Source organism: Streptomyces sp. NPDC058308, from assembly GCF_042880275.1.
Classification (GTDB): Bacteria; Actinomycetota; Actinomycetes; order Streptomycetales; family Streptomycetaceae; genus Streptomyces.
Genome location: NZ_JBHVZA010000024.1, coordinates 63,250 through 81,502 on the forward strand (window position 1 = coordinate 63,250; position 18,253 = coordinate 81,502).

Sequence of the window (18,253 nt, forward strand, 5' to 3'; positions counted from 1 at the left end):
GGGGGCGCGGACTGGGTTCCCGTAGGTCCGACGTCAGCCCGTAGAGTGACGCGCACGGAGCCCGACCGAGCGGTGTGCACAGAACCTCGCCGGCTCGCGCTCCGGCCGGCCGGAGCGCGAGGAAACGGGGGAGCATGAGCACGGAGGCGCCTCGCAGCCCCATCCCCCCACGCCCCACCACGCCTCCTCCTCGTCCCATATCCCCACCGGCCCCCACGGACCGGCCCCGCGCGGAACAGCCCGCCCCGGACCAGGCTTTTGCGGACAAGGCCGCCGCGGACCAGACCTTTGCAGGCAAGGCCGCCGCGGACCCGTCCGACGAGGCCGCCGAGCCGCCGCCCGTGCCGTCCGCCCGCTTCCCCGACGTCAGGCCGCCGGTCGACCGGGACTGGGTGCTCGACAGCCCGCGCCCCGCCGCCCTCGACGACGACGAGGACCCCGCTCAGGCGGCCCGCATCCAGGACCTGCTGGCCCCCTTCGAACAGGCCCGCGCCACGGCCCCGCCGCCCCCGGCCTCCGCCCGCCTGCCCGACACCCCGCCTCCGGTGGCCGACGACTCGGGGGCGTGCGAGGGCCGGTCTCCGCTCGCGGCCGCTGCGCCCCGTACCGCGCCGACCGGGACAACTGCCGCCCGCCGCGCGGCCGGAGCCGTCGATCCGGCGCCGGGGCCCGGCGCCGGGCGGCCCTTCGTGTTCTTCGCGCGGCCCGGGCTGTACGACGACAGCACCGCCCGACCGCGCCCCGTCGGCGCCTGGGCGCGCCCGCGCGCGGCCGCCGCCGTGGCCTGTGTCGTCCTCGGGCTCGGCCTCATCGGCGGCGCGGTGACCGGGAGTTGGCTGACCGGGGAGTCCGCCGCGGGCGGCGCCACCCGCAGCGCGTACACCGTCACCGGCGGACTCTGGCACAGCGTCCCCGTCGACCGGCTCTTCCCGCCCGCGCTGGAGGGCGAGGGCGCGGGCCCGGGCGGCGCCGACCGCGCCTGGACCCGGATCGCCGTCGCACCCGACAGCAACTGCGCGGACGCCTTCGACCCGCTGCTGAGGAAGGCGCTCGCCCCGGTCGGCTGTCTGCGGCTGCTGCGCGCCACGTACACGGACGCCACCCGCAGCCACGTCACCACCGTGGGCCTGCTGTTCACCAAGGCCGACGCCGACGGCATGCAGACGCTGCGGAACCGTTTCACGGAGGAGGGGCTCGACCGGCGCCCCGACCTCATGCCCCGGCCATACGCCGCCAAGGGCACCGCGGCCGACGGCTTCGGCGACACCCAACGGGCCTCCTGGACCATGTCCGTGCTCCCGGACGCGCCCGTCGTCGCGTACGCCGTCTCCGGGTTCGCCGACGGCCGCGTCGTCACGGACCCCGAGCCCGCCACCGAGGCCATGGGCACCAACACCACGTCGGCGCCCGCCCAGTCCGGCCTCGGCCACGAGGCGAAGGGCATAGCCGACCGCGTCGAGCGGGGCCTGCGCAAGACCATCGCGGCCGCGGAGAAGAAGTCATGAGCATCCGCCGGGCGCTCGTCGCCACCGTGGCCGCAGCCCTGGCGCTGGCCCCGGCCACCACCGCGTACGCGGACGACGGCATCCGCGCCCAGCAGTGGGCCCTCGACGCCATGCACACCAGCCAGGCCTGGCAGACCACCAAGGGCGAGGGCATCACCGTCGCCGTCCTGGACACCGGCATCGACGCCGAGCACCCGGACCTCGTGGGCAACGTCCTCGACGGCACGGACATGGTCGGCTTCGGCGCGGGCCGCGGCGACCGCCCCTGGGCCCGGCACGGCACCGCCATGGCGGGCATCATCGCGGGGCACGGACACGGCGAGGGCCGCGCCGACGGCGTGCTCGGCATCGCGCCCGAGGCGAAGATCCTGCCGGTCCGCGTGATCCTCGAGGACGGCGACCCCGCCCGCAAGAAGGCCCGCAGCACCCGCGGCAACGCCCTCGCCGACGGCATCCGCTGGGCCGCCGACCACGGCGCGGACGTCATCAATCTCTCCCTCGGCGACGACTCCAAGTCCGCCCATCCCGAACCGGCCGAGGACGCCGCCGTGCAGTACGCCCTGAAGAAGGGCGTCGCCGTCGTCGCCTCCGCGGGCAACGGCGGCGAGCGCGGTGACCACGTCTCCTACCCCGCCGCCTACCCCGGGGTCATCGCCGCGACGGCCGTCGACGAGAACGGCGCCCGCGCCTCCTTCTCCACCCGGCGCTGGTACGCCACCGTCGCGGCGCCCGGCGACGACATCGTCATCGCCGACCCCGACCACAAGTACTACGAGGGCTGGGGCACCAGCGCCGCCTCCGCCTTCGTCTCGGGGGCCGTCGCCCTCATCCGCGCCGCCCACCCGGCGCTCACGCCCGCCCAGCTCAAGCAGCTCCTGGAGCACACCGCCCGCGACGTCCCCTCCGGCGGCCGCGACGACTCCCGGGGCTTCGGCCTGATCGACCCCGCGGCCGCACTCGCCCGCGGCGGCAGGCTCAGGCCCGACCAGCCCCGCACGGCGGCCCACGGCGCGAAGTACTTCGGCCGGGGGCCGGACGCGGCGCGGGGCGACGACGGCCCCGCGGGCTGGGTGGGCCCGGTCGCCGGCGGTCTCGGCATCGCGCTGCTCGCGGCGGCGGTCCACCTCTGGCGGACCAGGTCGGCAGCGCCCCGCCGCGGCTGAGATCCCGGGCGCCCGCTCGGGGCGCCGGACCCGCTCTGTAGGGTCGGCACCGTGGCGAACATGGCGAACAAGAACATTCCCGACCCCGGCTTCTCCGACGACGACGGGACGGCCGACCCCCGGCTGACCGAGGCGCTCACCGCCTGGTCCGCGGACCGCACGGCCCACGGCCCCGTCCTCGAAGCCCTGGCCGGCGCCCGGCTCCTCGTCCCCGTCGTCGCCGTGCTCGGCGAGGTGGAGGAGGACGAGAACGGCCTTCGCCGCGAGAAGACCAGCGACATGGCGGTTCCCACCCTCAAGGCCGGCGACCGCAAGGCGCTGCCCGCCTTCACCTCCATCGAGGCCCTCGCCCTGTGGGACCCGGCGGCCCGCCCCGTGGCCGTACCGCTGCACCAGGCGCTGCAGGCCGCCGCCCACGAACAGGCCGACACCATCGTCCTCGACCTCGCGGGGCCCGTCCCCTACGAGCTCGGCCGCTCCGCCCTGCTCGCCCTCGCCGAGGGCCGTGCAAGCGCCGACCCGCTGGCCGACCCGGCCGTCACCGGCGCGGTGCGCGCGGCCGTCGCCGCCGAGCCCGCCGTGCTCCGCGCCCACCTGGGCCCCGGCACCGCGGACGGCACCCTCGCCCTGGTCCTCGACCCGGCCGCGGACCCCGCGCAGGCCGCCCAGCGCGTGGCCCGGCGGATCGCCGCCGACGAAACACTGAGGGCCCGCCTGGTGCGCGGCCTCGACCTGGCACTCCTGCCGGCCGAGGCGACGCCGCCGGGCGGGCCCCTCTACGTACGTACGGTGTGAGGACTCAGGCTCTCAGCCGAAGACCGGGCCCGTGTACTTCTCGCCGGGCCCCTGACCCGGCTCGTCGGCCACCAGCGAGGCCTCGCGGAACGCCAGCTGCAGCGACTTCAGGCCGTCACGCAGCGGCGCCGCGTGGAACGAGCTGATCTCCGTGGCGGAGGCGTCCATGAGGCCGGCCAGCGAGTGGATCAGCTTGCGGGCCTCGTCGAGGTCCTTGTGGCCCTCGCCGCCGTCGGCGAGGCCGAGATTCACGGCGGCGGCGCTCATCAGGTGGACCGCCACCGTGGTGATCACCTCGACCGCGGGGACGTCCGCGATGTCACGGGTCAGGGTGTCGAAGTCGGGGGAGTCACCGGCGGGGGACTCGGGGGTGGGGGTCGCGTCGCTCATGTCCCACACGATAAGCCGCGCCCCGGGTGACCCGAGCCGCGGGAGCCGGTGCGCGCGCTGGTTCGCCCCACCCCCGCAGAGCTGCTAACCTTGTGTAACGACCGGCCGGACATCCGTGTGTCAACGCAAGGATCCGGCCCACAAGTGGAGGCTCCGATCTCCCACCTGGCCGCTCTCCGGAGCGGCGGGTCACCGGTCAGGCAGCCGAAGTCCCCGAGGCTTCAGGTCGCCCGATGTGCGCCCCGCGATCACCGCGGAGGTGCTCCGGTAGTACGTGGAGCCCCTTCTGTGATCGGTCGGGGCATTTTTTGTTGCCTCGCTCGGTTGGTCCAGTCAACAGACGTAACGCGGCTGTCCGCCAGACGGTCGCGTGGTGCTACCGAGGAGGATCCATCAGCGCCGAGCCCCGCATCAACGACCGGATTCGCGTTCCCGAGGTGCGACTTGTCGGTCCCAGCGGCGAGCAGGTCGGGATTGTTCCGCTTGCCAAGGCCCTGGAGCTTGCACAGGAGTACGACCTTGACCTGGTCGAGGTGGCCGCGACTGCGCGTCCGCCGGTCTGCAAGCTCATGGACTACGGCAAGTTCAAGTACGAGTCGGCCATGAAGGCCCGTGAGGCGCGCAAGAACCAGGCGCACACGGTCATCAAGGAGATGAAGCTCCGGCCGAAGATCGACCCGCACGACTATGACACCAAGAAGGGTCATGTCGTCCGGTTCCTCAAGCAGGGCGACAAGGTCAAGATCACGATCATGTTCCGTGGTCGTGAGCAGTCCCGCCCCGAACTGGGCTTCCGACTGCTGCAGCGTCTCGCTTCGGACGTCGAGGACCTCGGGTTCATCGAGTCGAACCCGAAGCAGGACGGCCGAAACATGATCATGGTTCTCGGTCCGCACAAGAAGAAGACCGAGGCGATGGCCGAGGCCCGTGAGGCCCAGGCGGCTCGCAAGGCGGACGCGAAGGCCAATCCGGGCCGTTCGCAGAACTCCGCCGAGGGAGAGGAGCTCGACGAAGCTCCCGCCGAGGCCCCGGCCGAGGCTCCTGCCGAGGCCTGATCCCCCGGACGTGAGTCCAGGGGATGCCAATCGACACATATGGCTCCCGGATGCCCGGTTCCACGACCGGGCATCGGAGTGCCACTGACGAGGAGAGAACGGCGCTATGCCGAAGAACAAGTCGCACAGCGGTGCCAGCAAGCGCTTCAAGGTCACCGGCTCCGGCAAGGTGCTCCGCGAGCGCGCCGGCAAGCGCCACCTGCTCGAGCACAAGTCGTCCCGTCTGACGCGTCGCCTCACCGGCAACGCCGAGATGGCCCCGGGCGACGCCAAGAAGATCAAGAAGCTTCTCGGCAAGTGAGCTCGGGTGCCGGGCACGGCACCTGACCTCTGACCGGGACCCAATCGAAACCGGGCCGTGTGAGTCCAACCACGGCCCCGCTACAAGGAGTTAACAAGTGGCACGCGTCAAGCGGGCAGTAAACGCCCACAAGAAGCGTCGGGCGATTCTCGAAGCGGCCAGCGGCTACCGCGGCCAGCGCTCGCGCCTGTACCGCAAGGCCAAGGAGCAGGTCACCCACTCCCTGGTCTACAACTACAACGACCGCAAGAAGCGCAAGGGCGACTTCCGTCAGCTGTGGATCCAGCGCATCAACGCTGCTGCCCGCCAGAACGGCATGACGTACAACCGCCTCATCCAGGGTCTGAAGGCCGCCAACATCGAGGTGGACCGCAAGATCCTGGCGGAGCTGGCCGTCAACGACGAGAACGCGTTCGCCGCGCTCGTCGAGGTCGCGCAGAAGGCGCTGCCGTCGGACGTCAACGCGCCGAAGGCTGCGTGACGCTGCGCTGAGCTGAGCGTGATGTTCGGACCCGTGAGCCGTCTGGCTTGCGGGTCCGACTTTGTTCGGCCGCTCGTCCGCCCATGTCTGTTCGCTGCCGTCCGCGGGTCCGTCCCGGCTGATCGCGCAGTTCCCCGCGCCCCAGAAGGCGCCCCTGGCGGGGCGCCCCCGCCGTCCCCATGCCGAAGGTGAGTTCATGGCCGTCGCCCCCGAGTTGATCTCCCCCAGGTCGCCCCGTGTCAGTGCCGCGCGGCGGCTGGCCAAGCGGAACTTCCGGGGGAAGGAGCGGCTGTTCCTCGCCGAGGGGCCGCAGGCCGTGCGGGAGGCGGCGGGGCACGGGCAGACGCTCGTCGAGCTGTTCGCCACCGTCGACGCCGCCGAGCGCCACGCCGACATCGTGGGGGAGGCCCGCGCCGCCGGGGCCCGGGTGCACCTCGCCGACGAGGACGTCATCGCCGACATCTCCACGACCGTCACCCCGCAGGGTCTCGTCGGGGTCTGCCGGTTCCTTGACGTGCCCTTCGAGGAGATCCTCGCCGGGCGCCCGAAGCTCGTCGCCGTCCTCGCGCACGTCCGCGACCCCGGCAACGCCGGGACCGTGCTGCGCTGTGCGGACGCCGCGGGCGCCGACGCCGTCATCCTCACCGACGCCTCCGTGGACCTCTACAACCCCAAGTCGGTGCGCGCGTCGGTCGGTTCGCACTTCCATCTGCCCGTCGCCGTCGGTGTCCCCGTCGAGCAGGCCGTGCAGGGGCTGAAGGCCGCGGGCGTACGCCTCCTCGCCGCCGACGGGGCCGGTGAGGACGACCTCGACACCGAACTCGACCGGGGCACCATGGGCACCCCCACCGCCTGGATCTTCGGCAACGAGGCCTGGGGGCTCCCGGAGGAGACCCGCGCACTCGCCGACGCGGTGGTGCGTGTTCCGATCCACGGCAGAGCCGAGAGCCTCAACCTCGCGACGGCCGCGGCCGTGTGCCTCTATGCGTCCGCCCGTGCACAGCGCGCCGCTGGAGGGTGCCGCTCCGTCACATCGAGCTAGTAGTGTGACGGGCTCGGGGGGCCCTCCCCCAGGCTCTCGGCTTTCCCCCCGCAATCCCGGCTCCGCCCGGTCAGGGGGGACCCCGAGCAGGGAGGCACCCCCACCGACAGTCCGAGAGGTGGGGTACGGGGAATGAGTGTCGGCACGAGCAGAGCACCGGGAGTACAGGACGTCGTCCGTGCTCGCGCGGACCGCGGCGGTCCCGGTGACCTCGGCGACCTCGGACTCGACCCCGACGAGCTGCCCGACGGGCTCGTCGTCGCCGACGAGGGCGGCCGGATCATCTGCTTCAACGCGGCCGCGGCCCGGATCACCGCGGTCCCCGCGGCCGACGCCCTCGGCGCCCCCCTGGAGCGCGCGCTTCCGTTAGAGGACCTCGAAGGCCGCCGCTGGTGGCAGCTGACCGACCCCTACGGCGGCCTCGCCATCCGCATCGCCCAGCCCGAGCGCAACCTGCTCCTGCCCGGCGGCCGCGAGGTCCTCGTCTCCGCCCGTTACGTACGCACCACCCGCACCGGGCCCGTCCGCCGCGTCGTCGTCTCCCTGCGCGACACCGAGGCCCGCCGCCGCACCGAGCGCAGCCACGCCGAGCTGATCGCCACGGTCGCCCACGAGCTCCGCTCGCCGCTCACCTCCGTCAAGGGCTTCACGGCGACGCTGCTCGCCAAGTGGGAGCGGTTCACCGACGACCAGAAGAAACTGATGCTGGAGACCGTCGACGCCGACGCGAACCGCGTCACCCGGCTGATCGCCGAGCTCCTCGACATCTCCCGCATCGACTCCGGACGCCTGGAGCTGCGCCGCCAGCCCGTCGACATAGGTGCCGCCGTCGGCCGGCACATCCAGGCCCACGTCGCCGCGGGACAGGACGCGGACCGCTTCCTCGCCCGCGTCGAACAGCCGCTGCCCGATCTCTGGGCGGACCCCGACAAGATCGACCAGGTGCTCAGCAACCTGCTGGAAAATGCGGTGCGGCACGGCGAGGGAACCGTCACCATCGAGGTGGCCGCATCCTCCTCGCCGCGCGAGGGGGGCGGCGAGGAGACCGCCGTGACCGTGAGCGACGAAGGTACCGGCATTCCGGAGGAGTCGATGGGCCGCGTCTTCACCCGCTTCTGGCGGGGCAGCAAGCGCGGCGGGACGGGACTGGGGCTGTACATCGTGAAGGGCATCGTGGAGGCACACGGCGGGACGATCACCGTCGGCCGTGCACCCGGCGGCGGCGCCCAGTTCCGATTTACGTTGCCCGTGGGGGCCCCGGCGTATCTCCAGTAAGGCGCCGTGAGCAGCCCGCGGGCTCATTCGTTCACCGCACCCCCGTTAGACTCGGTCGTTGGCACTTTGTGTCCCCAAAACTGGGACAGCTTGTCTCCGAGTCGTTGACGGGGACCCATCCGCCAGCCAATCGGAAGCACGGGAAGAGATGTCGGCACCGAACAAGTCGTACGACCCTGTTGAGGTCGAGGCACTGAAACCTGAAGAGATCGAGCGCATGCGGGACGAGGCGCTCGCCGCCTTCGCGGCCGCGGATTCCCTCGAAACGCTCCAGGAGGCCAAGGTCGCGCACACGGGCGGCACCTCGCCCCTGGCGCTCGCCAACCGCGAGATCGGCGCGCTGCCGCCGCAGGCCAAGGCCGAGGCGGGCAAGCGCGTCGGCATGGCACGCGGCGCCGTGAGCAAGGCCCTGGCCGCCCGCCAGACCGAGCTCGAGGCCGAGCGCGACGCCCGCGTCCTGGTCGAGGAGGCGGTGGACGTCACGCTGCCGTACGACCGCACGCCCGCCGGCGCCCGGCACCCCCTGACCACGATGATGGAGCGCGTCGCCGACGTCTTCGTCTCGATGGGCTACGAGGTCGCCGAGGGTCCCGAGGCCGAGGCGGAGTGGTTCAACTTCGACGCCCTGAACTTCACGCCCGACCACCCGGCCCGGCAGATGCAGGACACGTTCTTCGTCCAGGGCCCCGAGGGCGGGACCGGGGACGAGTCCGGTGTCGTGCTGCGCACGCACACCTCGCCCGTGCAGGCGCGCGCGCTCCTCGAGCGCCGCGAGCCGCCGGTCTACGTGGTCTGCCCCGGCCGGGTGTACCGCACGGACGAGCTCGACGCGACGCACACCCCGGTCTTCCACCAGATCGAGCTGCTCGCCGTCGACGAGGGCCTCACCATGGCCGACCTCAAGGGCACCCTGGACCACATGGTCCAGTCGCTCTTCGGCCCGGACATGAAGACCCGCCTGCGGCCGAACTACTTCCCGTTCACCGAGCCGTCCGCCGAGATGGACATGGTCTGCTACGTCTGCCGCGGCGAGTCCGTCGGCAACCCCGACCGCCCCTGCCGCACCTGCGGCAGCGAGGGCTGGATCGAGCTCGGCGGCTGCGGCATGGTCAACCCCAAGGTGCTCACGGCCTGTGGCGTCGACCCCCAGAAGTACAGCGGATTCGCCTTCGGGTTCGGCATCGAACGGATGCTGATGTTCCGCCACAACGTCGAAGACATGCGAGACATGGTCGAGGGTGACATCCGGTTCACCCGGCCGTTCGGGATGGAGATCTGATGCGGGTCCCGCTTTCCTGGCTGCGGGAGTACGTCGACCTCCCCGCCACCGAGACCGGCCGTGACGTGCAGGCCAAGCTGATCGAGGTCGGCCTCGAGGTCGAGACCGTCGAGCAGCTCGGCGCCGGCCTCAAGGGCCCGCTCGTCGTGGGCAAGGTCCTCACCATCGAGGAGCTGGAGGGCTTCAAGAAGCCCATCCGCTTCTGCACCGTCGACGTCGGCACCGCCAACGGCACCGGCGAGCCGCAGGAGATCGTCTGCGGCGCCCGGAACTTCCAGGTCGGCGACAAGGTCGTCGTGGTCCTGCCCGGCGCCGTCCTGCCCGGCGACTTCGCCATCGCCGCCCGCAAGACGTACGGCAAGACCTCGCACGGCATGATCTGCTCCGGCGACGAGCTCGGCATGGGCGACGACGGCAGCGGCGGCATCATCGTGCTCCCGCCCGAGCACGAGGTGGGCACCGACGCCATCGAGCTCCTGGAGCTGGTGGACGAGGTCCTCGACATCGCCGTCACGCCCGACCGCGGCTATGCGCTCTCGATGCGCGGCGTCGCCCGCGAGGCCGCCATCGCGTACGGCCTGCCGCTGCGCGACCCGGCGCTGCTCGACGTGCCCGCGCCGAACTCCTTCGGCTACCCGGTCAAGATCAGTGACCCGCGCGGCTGCGACCGCTTCACCGCGCGCACCGTCACGGGCCTGCAGCCCGAGGCCCGCTCCCCGATCTGGCTGCAGCGCCGCCTGCAGAAGGTCGGCATGCGTCCGGTCTCGCTCGCCGTCGACATCACCAACTACGTGATGATGGAGCTCGGCCAGCCCCTGCACGCGTACGACCGCTCCCGCGTCCAGGGCACGATCGGCGTGCGCCGGGCCGAGCAGGGCGAGAAGTTCACCACCCTCGACGGTGCCAAGCGCGTCCTGGACGCCGAGGACCTCGTCATCACCGACGACCGCGGCCCCATCGGCATCGCGGGCGTCATGGGCGGTGCCAACACCGAGATCGCCGACTCCGAGACGGACCCGGAGACCGGCGAGGTCCGCGGTACCCGCGAGGTGGTGATCGAGGCCGCGCACTTCGACGCGATCTCCATCGCCCGCACCGCGCGCCGCCACAAGCTGGCCTCCGAGGCGTCCAAGCGCTTCGAGCGCGGCGTCGACCCGCAGGCCGCGGCCGCCGCCGCGCAGCGCACCGTCGACCTGCTCGTGCTCCTCGCGGGCGGCAGCGCCGAGGCCGGCGTCACCGAGGTCATCGCCCCGACCGCGCCGCGCACGATCACCATGCCGGCCGACCACCCGGACCGGGTCGCCGGTGTCGCCTACGGCCGCGAGACCGTCGTACGCCGCCTCCAGGAGGTCGGCTGCGACGTCTACGGCCAGGACGCCCTGACCGTCACCGTGCCGTCGTGGCGCCCCGACCTCGCCGAGCCGAACGACCTCGCCGAAGAGGTCATCCGCCTCGAGGGGTACGAGAACCTGCCCTCCACGCTGCCCAAGCCTCCGGCGGGCCGCGGCCTGACCGAGCGGCAGCGGCTGCACCGCCGCGTCGGCCGCGCACTGGCCGGCGCCGGTTACGTGGAGGCGCTGAGCTACCCCTTCATCGGCGAGGGCGTCTTCGACCAGCTGGGCCTCGCGGCGGACGACCCCGCCCGCCGCGTCGTGAAGCTGGCCAACCCCCTCTCCGACGAGGAGCCCGCGCTCCGTACGACGCTGCTGCCGGGGCTGCTCGCCGCGCTGCGCCGCAACGACGGCCGCGGCGCGCACGACCAGGCCCTGTTCGAGACCGGCCTCGTCTTCCACCCGCGCGAGGAGCTCAAGGTCGCGGTGCGCCTGCCCGTCGACCGGCGCCCCAGTGACGAGGAGATCGCGTCCCTGACCGACGCGCTGCCCGTCCAGCCCCGGCACGCCGCCGTCGTCCTCGCGGGCGCCCGCGAGCAGAGCGGCTGGTGGGGCAAGGGCCGCCCGGCGGACTGGGCCGACGCCGTCGAGTCGGCGCGGACCATCGCCCGGGAGGCCGGCGTCGAGCTCATCGTCGACAAGGGGCAGTACGGCCCGTGGCACCCCGGCCGCTGCGCCGAGCTCAAGGTCGTCGTCGACGGTGAGATCGTCACCGTCGGCCACGCGGGCGAGCTGCACCCGCGCGTCGTGAAGGCGCTCGGCGTGCCCGCGCGCACCTGCGCGATGGAGCTGGACCTGGACCGCCTTGAGTCGGCGCGCGACGGAGCCGTCCAGGCCCCGCGCATCTCGACCTTCCCGGTCGCCACCCAGGACGTCGCCCTCGTGGTCGACGCCGAGGTGCCCGCCGCCGTCGTCGAGTACTTCCTGCGCGGCGGCGCCGGTGAACTCCTGGAGTCCATCCGGCTGTTCGACGTCTTCGAGGGCGAGCAGATCGGCGAGGGCAAGAAGTCCCTGGCGTACGCGCTGCGCTTCCGTGCGGCGGACCGCACGCTCACCGTCGACGAGGCCTCCGCGGCCCGTGACGCGGCCGTCGCCCTGGCGGCCGAGCGGACGGGTGCGGTGCTGCGCGGAGCGTAACCACCGCGCGTAGTCGGCAACAGGCGCACAAGAGGCGCATAGAGGGGCTTATCCGGACCATCGGATGAGCCCCTCACTCGTTCGGGTGACATGGGGCGTCACCCTGGTCCGATCGGTCCATACGGTCGTAAGAATCAGTCCGGCCGTAGGGGTCGGCTGCTCGCTGGACAGGGCCGAGGGGGGCCGACAGCATGAGTCGTATCAGAGCTGGGGCGCCCCGCAGGGGCTTGCTCCGGGCGGGCGTGCGGGACGGGCGTCCCCGACGCGTCGTCCGCATGCTGCCCCGTGCCCTGCCCCGCATGCTGCCCCGTGTGCTGCGCAGAGTGCGCCCGGTCCGGTGCCGACGGGTGTTCGCGCTGGGGCTGCCCACCATGTGGGGCGCCGTCGCGATCACGTACAAGCTGGCCTGTCCGCTCGCGCAGCAGAACGGCATGGGGGCGCGGATCGTCAGCAGCGCCGTGTTCTTCGCCGTCGGGACCGGGCTCGTCCTCCATGTCCGCCGGGCGCTGCTGCGGGAGCTGCGGCAGATCCGCGAGGTCGCGGGCGCCGCGCAGAACGTGCTCCTGCGGCCGCTGCCGCCCCGCCTCGAAGGACTCGCGCTCGCCGCCGAGCGGCTCTCCGCGTCGCGCGGCGCATCCGTCGGGGGTGACCTGTACGAGGTGGCCGCCACCGACTACGGCGTCCGGGTGGTCATGGGCGACGTGCGCGGGCACGGCCTCGCCGCCATCGGGACCGTCGCCGCCGTCCTCGGCAGCTTCCGCGAGGCGGCCCACGAGGAGCCCGAACTGCCGCTGGTGCTGCGGAGGCTGGAGCGCGCCCTCGGGCGGCACCTGCGGGAGCGCTCGTACACCGAGTCGCCCGTGACCGGCGTGGCGGCGCAGGACGCCCTGCTCGCCGAGGAGTTCGTGACCGTCCTGCTCCTGGAGATCAGTGAGGGGGGCGAGATCTCGGCGCTGAACTGCGGACATCCCTGGCCCCATCTGCTGAGCGGGCAGGCGCGGCCCCTGACGGACGGCGAGCCACTGCCGCCGCTCGGCTCCTTCCCGCTCCCGGCCGAACTGCCCGTACTGCACTGCGGTCCGCTGCTGCCCGGCGAGGCGCTCATCCTGCACACGGACGGGATGGAGGACGAGCGGAACGCCGCCGGGGCGTACTTCCCGCTGCGCAGCGTCCTCACCGAGGCCGCTCGCACCCAGCCGGTCTCGCCGCAGGGCCTCGTCCGCGCGGTCCACGCCCGACTCGCGCGCCACGCAGGCCGGTTGCCGTCCGACGACGCGGCGCTGCTCGTGCTGCGCAACGACCGGGCCAGGGTCCCCGCCCAGCAGCCGGAGCCCGGGCGGCACGCCCGCACCATGAGCTGAGCCGCCCCCGTACGGAGAACGGGGACGGCGGCGTGCGCCATCCGCCCCGCCATGGAGTTGTCGGGCAGACGGCGGGACGAATGGCGCTGGTGAGGGCCGCCGTACTGTACGAGGGGGAGCCGGCGGCCCGGCCGGCCTCCTTAACTGATGAGGCATCTCAGTCAAGCGATTCCACACCCCATGCGGCAGTGCGCACACCCCCCGGATCCGGGCACTGCGTTCACACCCCGTGTGAAGGGCCCTCCACTAATCTGAACAGCACCGAGCCACCGGAGGGCATCCATGCAGCCCAACACCCTGCTCGACGCGATCCTCGACGAAGCGGGCATCTCCCACGCGGGACTTGCCGCACATGTGAACCAGGCGGGCAGATCCAGAGGACTCGCGTTGCGCTACGAACACACCGCCGTCTCCCGCTGGTTGAAGGGGCAGCGCCCGCGCGGTCAGGTCCCCGACCTGATCTGCGAAGTGCTCGCCGCCCGGCTGCAGCGGTCCGTCACGCTCGACGACATCGGCCTCGGCCTGCCCGGGGTCCCCGCCGCCCGGACCGGCTCGGCGTCCTCCACGCTCTCCGGCTTCGTGGAACGGGCCACCGCGCTGTGGCGCTCGGACGAACAGCAGCGCCCGCACCTGCTCGGCGCGCCCGCCGTCACGGGCACGCCCGCCGTGATGCCCGTCTGGGAGTGGGAGAACCCGCCCGAGGACGTCGACGTCTCCCGCGGCGGCCGGCACCCCGTCAGCACGGCCGACATCGAGATGATGCGCGCCGCCCGCGCCCACTACGAGCAGATGTACCGCAAGACCGGCGGCATCGCGACCCGCACCCGCATCGTCGGCTTCCTCAACGCCGAGGCCGCGCCGCTGCTGCGCGGCAGCTACACCGACGAGATGGGCCGCCAACTGCACCGCTCCACCGGCGGGTTGGTCGCCATCGCGGGCATCTGCGCGTACGACTCCGACGCGCACGGCCTCGCCCAGCGCTACTTCCACCAGGCGCTGCGGCTGGCCAAGGCGAGCGGCGACCAGGGGCTCGGCGCGTACGTGATCGCGCTGCTCGTCAACCAGTCCCTGTTCATGCGCGAGTACCGCCAGGCCGTGGCGTTCGCCGAGGCCGCGCTGCGCGCCGCCGGGCGTGACCTCACCCCGGCCCTCGCCTCCGACCTGTACGCGATGCAGGCCAAGGCGTACGCGCACCTGGGCGACGGCAGGAGCGCGCTGTCCTGCATCCGGCGTGCGGAGGTGGCGGCCGACCGGATCCTGCGCGGCCGCGAGCCGGACGAGACGGGCTATGTCCAGCCCGGTCTCGTCAATGTGCAAGTGGCGGAGGCGCTGCTCAGCCTGGGTGATCTGGCGAGCGCCCACGAGCACGCCGCGGCGGCCGTGGACACTCCGGCGCACGACCGGGGCCGGGTGCACCGCCTCGCCATGCTCAGTCAGATCGAACTCCGCCAGGGCAACACCGACGAGGCGGTGGCCTCGGCGGTGAAAATGGCAGAACAGGCGCGGGGGATGGAGTCCCAGCGGCTTCGTGACCGGCTGCGCGCCGTGCGGGAGCACCTGGTCCGCAGCGACTGCGCGGGCACGGCCGAGGCGGCCGAACTGATCGACGGCGCGCTGCGCGTACCGCTGTGACGCGCTAGCGGCGCCGCCTCGCCGCCCTCGCACACGCACAGCTCCGAGCCGCACACACTCTGCTCCGACATTCGGCCTGCTGCGATATTGCCATCTACTCGGCGGAAGGTGGCAGAACCGTGCAGTGGACGAAACAGAGCGAACAAACTGTGTACGGAAACCGTTGGTTCACGGTCAATCTCGCAGATGTCGAACTACCCGACGGCCGGCATCTGGACCACTTCCTCATACGGCTGCGGCCCGTCGCCGTGGCCACCGTCGTCAACGACGCCAACGAGGTGCTGCTGTTGTGGCGGCACCGTTTCATCACCGACAGCTGGGGGTGGGAACTGGCGGCCGGCGTCGTCGAGGACGGCGAGGACATCGCGTACGCGGCGGCACGCGAGATGGAGGAGGAGACCGGCTGGCGACCGGGCCCTTTGCGGCACCTCATGAGCGTCGAGCCGTCCAACGGACTCACCGACGCCCGGCACCACATCTACTGGTCCGACGAGGGGACGTACATCGGCCACCCCGAAGACGACTTCGAGTCGGACCGCCGCGAGTGGGTACCGCTCAAACTGGTCCCCGACATGGTGGCCCGCGGAGAGGTCCCGGCCGCCAACATGGCCGCGGCGCTCCTCCTCCTGCACCATCTGCGCCTCGGCCAGGACGGGCCCTAGCTAATGGCCGATGGCCTGCCAGACCGCTACGGCGATCGCCGCGACCGCCGCGAGGGCGACGATCGTGGGCAGCGGCCAGCGGGTGTTCTCCAGTGCGGCGACCCGGGCCTCCATGGTCTCCACGTTCTTGGCGGTCTGTTCGTCGTGCTGAGTGAGCAACGCCAGCCGTCCGTCGACGCGGGCGAGGCCCACGTCCAAGCTACGGCGTAACTCCGCGAGTTCTTCCGGGACCACGGCCATTTCGCCGTCGGTGGTCACGAGTCCGCTCCTCTCTGTAGTGGCGCGTCCCCCCTCCTTCCGCACAGAAAGTGAACCCGCGTGGTGGGCAGGGCGGGAGAGTGTGCGATGGGCATATGCGAGCCCCCTGCGCACACGGTGTGTGAACGCCGCGGGCCCGGCACTCGCAGGAGTGCCGGGCCCGTCGGTACGGAACGTGTTCGTACGGGGTGTGCGCGCGTCAGGCGTGCGTTCCGTCAGGCGTAGGTTCCGTCAGGCATGCGCTTCGTCAGGCGTACGTGTAGAAGCCCGAGCCGGACTTCCGGCCGAGGCGGCCCGCGTCCACCATCCGCTGCAGGAGCGGGGGAGCGGCGTACAGGGGCTCCTTGTACTCGGCGTACATGGAGTCGGCGACCGAGGCGACCGTGTCCAGGCCGATCAGGTCGGAGAGCTTGAGCGGGCCCATCGGGTGGGCGCAGCCCATCTCCATGCCGTTGTCGATGTCCTCGCGGCTCGCGATGCCCGACTCGAACATCCGGATGGCGGAGAGCAGGTACGGAATGAGCAGCGCGTTGACCACGAAGCCCGAGCGGTCCTGGGCGCGGATCGCGTGCTTGCCGAGGATCTTCTCCACCACGGCCTGGGCCCGGCTGATGGTGCCCTCGGAGGTGGTCAGCGCCGGGATCAGCTCGACGAGCTGCTGCACCGGCGCCGGGTTGAAGAAGTGGATGCCGATGACCTGGTCAGGGCGCGAGGTCGCGACGGCCAGCTTCACCAGCGGGATGGAGGAGGTGTTGGAGGCGAGGATCGCGTCCTGCCGGGTCACCACCTGGTCGAGAACCTGGAAGATCTCGGTCTTGACTTGCTCGTTCTCCACCACGGCCTCGATGACCAGGTCACGGTCGGCGAACTCGCCCAGGTCGGTGGTGAAGCTGAGGCGGTCGAGCGTCGCGTCGCGCTCCTCGTCGGAGATCTTGCCGCGTTCCGCCGCCTTGGAGAGGGAGTTGTACAGCCGCGTACGGCCGATCTCCAGGGCCTCGCCGGTGGTCTCCGCGACCTTCACGTCCAGTCCGGAGCGGGCGCAGACCTCTGCGATTCCGGCGCCCATCTGGCCACAGCCCACCACTCCGACGCGTGCGATATCGGTCATGGAGTCGGTCACCTCGTGCCTTTCGCTGATCAACGGGGCCGGCAGGTCCCCCGTATGGATGCGGTGCCTGCCTCGGCCGTGAACGTTACTCCGCAATGAAGGGTCCATGAGGGGCCGGGTCGGGCATGCTGTGCGCAACCGGCAAGGGGTGCCGGACGACTGCTAGCTCAGGGGGCCTGCAGATGAGGCGTATGTCACGTCGGGTTTTCTCGGTGGCGGCCGCGGCGACGGTCGCGGGCCTGGCTACGGCGGGAGACGCGGCCGCCGTCGGCCGCCGGCGCCCGAAGAAGGGCCGCGAGCTGCGCGGCATGTGGCTGGCGAGCGTCGTCAACCGCGACTGGCCGTCCAAGCCGGGGCTCCCGGCGGCGCAGCAGCGCAGCGAGCTCCTCGCGCACCTGGACGCGGCCGTCCGCCGCAGACTCAACGCGGTGGTCTTCCAGGTGCGGCCCACGGCCGACGCGCTGTGGCCCTCGCCGTACGAGCCGTGGTCCGAGTACCTCACCGGCGTCCAGGGCAAGGACCCGGGCTGGGACCCGCTGGGCACCGCCGTGCACGAGGCCCACCGCAGGGGTCTGGAGCTGCACGCGTGGTTCAACCCCTTCCGGATCGCCAACCACACGGATCCGTCCCGCCTGGTGGCCACCCACCCCGCACGCGTGCACCCCGACTGGGTGGTGCCCTACGGCGGGAAGCTCTACTACAACCCGGGCCTGCCCGCGGTGCGGCGCTTCGTGCAGGACGCGATGCTCGACGCCGTGCGCCGCTATCCGATCGACGCGGTGCACTGGGACGACTACTTCTACCCCTATCCCGCCGCGGGCCAGGTCTTCGACGACGACGAGGCCTTCGAGCGCTACGGCGGCGGCTTCCCCGACCGGGCCTCCTGGCGGCGGGACAACATCGACCGGCTGGTGCGCGAGATGTCCGTCCGGGTGAAGAAGGCGCGGCCGCGCGCCCACTTCGGGGTCAGCCCCTTCGCGGTCTGGCGCAACATCGCGACGGACCCCACGGGCTCGGACACCCGGGCCGGGGTGCAGACCTACGACGACCTGTACGCGGACACGCGCGGCTGGGTGAAGAAGGGCTGGCTCGACTACATCGTTCCGCAGGTCTACTGGAACATCGGCTTCGCCGCCGCGGACTACGCCAAGCTGATCCCGTGGTGGAGCGACGTCGTGCGCGGCACGGACGTGCGCCTGTACATCGGTGAGGCCCTGTACAAGGCGGGCGACCCGGCGCAGCCCGCGGCCTGGCAGGACCCGGCGGAGCTGTCCCGCCACCTCACGTTCGCCGAGAACCACCCCGAGGTGCGCGGGCACGTCTTCTTCTCGGCGAAGGAGGTCGGCGTCGACAGGATCGGCGCGATGGCCCGGGTGGTCGCCGACCACTACCAGGAGCCGGCGAAGCCACCGCGCTGA

17 protein-coding genes are annotated in these 18,253 nt (G+C 72.2%); 14 read left to right on the top strand and 3 right to left on the bottom strand.

The features are described from left to right. The first annotated feature begins 134 nt into the window (after window positions 1-134). The 3 genes from ACFVYL_RS28450 to ACFVYL_RS28460 are packed head-to-tail and all read left to right on the top strand — an operon-like array spanning window position 135 to window position 3,463. A complete protein-coding gene (locus ACFVYL_RS28450) occupies window positions 135-1,505 on the top strand; it encodes a hypothetical protein (protein ID WP_389720845.1) in 1,371 nt (456 codons plus the stop codon). Continuing rightward, the gene (gene mycP, locus ACFVYL_RS28455; protein ID WP_389720847.1) at window positions 1,502-2,668 is read left to right on the top strand and encodes a type VII secretion-associated serine protease mycosin; all 1,167 of its coding nucleotides are present in this window, start codon (window positions 1,502-1,504) and stop codon (window positions 2,666-2,668) included. The genes ACFVYL_RS28450 and mycP overlap by 4 nt, the downstream gene beginning before the upstream one ends. A 60-nt stretch (window positions 2,669-2,728) precedes the next feature. After that, window positions 2,729-3,463 carry an SseB family protein gene (locus ACFVYL_RS28460; protein WP_389720970.1) on the top strand — a complete coding sequence of 245 codons (735 nt, stop codon included), beginning with the start codon at window positions 2,729-2,731 and terminating at the stop codon, window positions 3,461-3,463. Window positions 3,464-3,475: 12 nt separating this feature from the next. Here the strand turns inward: ACFVYL_RS28460 and ACFVYL_RS28465 are convergent, their stop codons facing one another. Further along, window positions 3,476-3,853 (bottom strand): DUF1844 domain-containing protein, encoded by a 378-nt coding sequence (locus ACFVYL_RS28465; RefSeq protein ID WP_389720849.1) that lies wholly within the window; start codon window positions 3,851-3,853, stop codon window positions 3,476-3,478. Window positions 3,854-4,245: 392 nt separating this feature from the next. On the opposite strand from ACFVYL_RS28465, the gene infC reads away from it, so the two are divergent. The 10 genes from infC (at window position 4,246) to ACFVYL_RS28515 (ending at window position 15,469) form a co-directional block, all read left to right on the top strand. Then, the gene (infC, locus tag ACFVYL_RS28470; protein WP_268775508.1) at window positions 4,246-4,908 is read left to right on the top strand and encodes a translation initiation factor IF-3; all 663 of its coding nucleotides are present in this window, start codon (window positions 4,246-4,248) and stop codon (window positions 4,906-4,908) included. Between the two features lie 106 nt (window positions 4,909-5,014). Further along, window positions 5,015-5,209, top strand: coding sequence for a 50S ribosomal protein L35 (rpmI, locus tag ACFVYL_RS28475; protein ID WP_007829094.1), 195 nt, complete (start codon window positions 5,015-5,017; stop codon window positions 5,207-5,209). 97 nt (window positions 5,210-5,306) lie between these two features. After that, window positions 5,307-5,690, top strand: a complete 384-nt coding sequence (gene rplT / locus ACFVYL_RS28480) for a 50S ribosomal protein L20 (protein WP_389720851.1) — start codon at window positions 5,307-5,309, stop codon at window positions 5,688-5,690. A 196-nt stretch (window positions 5,691-5,886) separates the two neighbouring features. After that, on the top strand, window positions 5,887-6,732 hold the full coding sequence (locus tag ACFVYL_RS28485) for a TrmH family RNA methyltransferase (RefSeq protein WP_389720853.1): 846 nt from the start codon (window positions 5,887-5,889) through the stop codon (window positions 6,730-6,732). 132 nt (window positions 6,733-6,864) lie between these two features. Then, a complete protein-coding gene (locus ACFVYL_RS28490) occupies window positions 6,865-8,007 on the top strand; it encodes an ATP-binding protein (RefSeq protein WP_389720855.1) in 1,143 nt (380 codons plus the stop codon). A gap of 148 nt (window positions 8,008-8,155) precedes the next feature. After that, window positions 8,156-9,286 (top strand): phenylalanine--tRNA ligase subunit alpha, encoded by a 1,131-nt coding sequence (gene pheS / locus ACFVYL_RS28495; RefSeq protein ID WP_389720857.1) that lies wholly within the window; start codon window positions 8,156-8,158, stop codon window positions 9,284-9,286. After that, the gene (pheT, locus tag ACFVYL_RS28500) at window positions 9,286-11,814 is read left to right on the top strand and encodes a phenylalanine--tRNA ligase subunit beta (RefSeq protein WP_389720859.1); all 2,529 of its coding nucleotides are present in this window, start codon (window positions 9,286-9,288) and stop codon (window positions 11,812-11,814) included. The genes pheS and pheT overlap by 1 nt, the downstream gene beginning before the upstream one ends. A 371-nt stretch (window positions 11,815-12,185) precedes the next feature. Further along, window positions 12,186-13,175, top strand: coding sequence for a PP2C family protein-serine/threonine phosphatase (locus tag ACFVYL_RS28505; RefSeq protein ID WP_389720972.1), 990 nt, complete (start codon window positions 12,186-12,188; stop codon window positions 13,173-13,175). 282 nt (window positions 13,176-13,457) lie between these two features. Beyond that, entirely contained in the window at window positions 13,458-14,807 is a 1,350-nt protein-coding gene (locus ACFVYL_RS28510; protein WP_389720861.1) for a transcriptional regulator, read from the top strand. Window positions 14,808-14,926: 119 nt separating this feature from the next. After that, window positions 14,927-15,469, top strand: a complete 543-nt coding sequence (locus ACFVYL_RS28515; RefSeq protein WP_389720863.1) for an NUDIX hydrolase — start codon at window positions 14,927-14,929, stop codon at window positions 15,467-15,469. Here ACFVYL_RS28515 and ACFVYL_RS28520 read toward each other — a convergent pair whose 3' ends face one another. Then, window positions 15,470-15,727: a hypothetical protein gene (locus ACFVYL_RS28520; protein WP_384258130.1), complete on the bottom strand. Its 258-nt coding sequence runs from the start codon at window positions 15,725-15,727 to the stop codon at window positions 15,470-15,472. It abuts the gene before it with no gap. 247 nt (window positions 15,728-15,974) lie between these two features. Continuing rightward, window positions 15,975-16,835, bottom strand: a complete 861-nt coding sequence (locus ACFVYL_RS28525) for a 3-hydroxybutyryl-CoA dehydrogenase (protein WP_361733701.1) — start codon at window positions 16,833-16,835, stop codon at window positions 15,975-15,977. 182 nt (window positions 16,836-17,017) lie between these two features. Here ACFVYL_RS28525 and ACFVYL_RS28530 point away from each other — a divergent pair, with 182 nt between their 5' ends. Beyond that, on the top strand, window positions 17,018-18,253 hold the full coding sequence (locus ACFVYL_RS28530; RefSeq protein ID WP_389720865.1) for a glycoside hydrolase family 10 protein: 1,236 nt from the start codon (window positions 17,018-17,020) through the stop codon (window positions 18,251-18,253).

Bases quoted from the DNA above. Each gene is read 5' to 3' on its own strand.
- ACFVYL_RS28450 (WP_389720845.1), top strand. From the start codon at position 135: ATGAGCACGGAGGCGCCTCGCAGCCCCATCCCCCCACGCCCCACCACG.
- mycP (WP_389720847.1), top strand. From the start codon at position 1,502: ATGAGCATCCGCCGGGCGCTCGTCGCCACCGTGGCCGCAGCCCTGGCG.
- ACFVYL_RS28460 (WP_389720970.1), top strand. From the start codon at position 2,729: ATGGCGAACAAGAACATTCCCGACCCCGGCTTCTCCGACGACGACGGG.
- ACFVYL_RS28465 (WP_389720849.1), bottom strand. From the start codon at position 3,853: ATGAGCGACGCGACCCCCACCCCCGAGTCCCCCGCCGGTGACTCCCCC.
- rpmI (WP_007829094.1), top strand. From the start codon at position 5,015: ATGCCGAAGAACAAGTCGCACAGCGGTGCCAGCAAGCGCTTCAAGGTC.
- ACFVYL_RS28485 (WP_389720853.1), top strand. From the start codon at position 5,887: ATGGCCGTCGCCCCCGAGTTGATCTCCCCCAGGTCGCCCCGTGTCAGT.
- ACFVYL_RS28490 (WP_389720855.1), top strand. From the start codon at position 6,865: ATGAGTGTCGGCACGAGCAGAGCACCGGGAGTACAGGACGTCGTCCGT.
- pheS (WP_389720857.1), top strand. From the start codon at position 8,156: ATGTCGGCACCGAACAAGTCGTACGACCCTGTTGAGGTCGAGGCACTG.
- pheT (WP_389720859.1), top strand. From the start codon at position 9,286: ATGCGGGTCCCGCTTTCCTGGCTGCGGGAGTACGTCGACCTCCCCGCC.
- ACFVYL_RS28505 (WP_389720972.1), top strand. From the start codon at position 12,186: ATGTGGGGCGCCGTCGCGATCACGTACAAGCTGGCCTGTCCGCTCGCG.
- ACFVYL_RS28510 (WP_389720861.1), top strand. From the start codon at position 13,458: ATGCAGCCCAACACCCTGCTCGACGCGATCCTCGACGAAGCGGGCATC.
- ACFVYL_RS28525 (WP_361733701.1), bottom strand. From the start codon at position 16,835: ATGACCGATATCGCACGCGTCGGAGTGGTGGGCTGTGGCCAGATGGGC.
- ACFVYL_RS28530 (WP_389720865.1), top strand. From the start codon at position 17,018: ATGAGGCGTATGTCACGTCGGGTTTTCTCGGTGGCGGCCGCGGCGACG.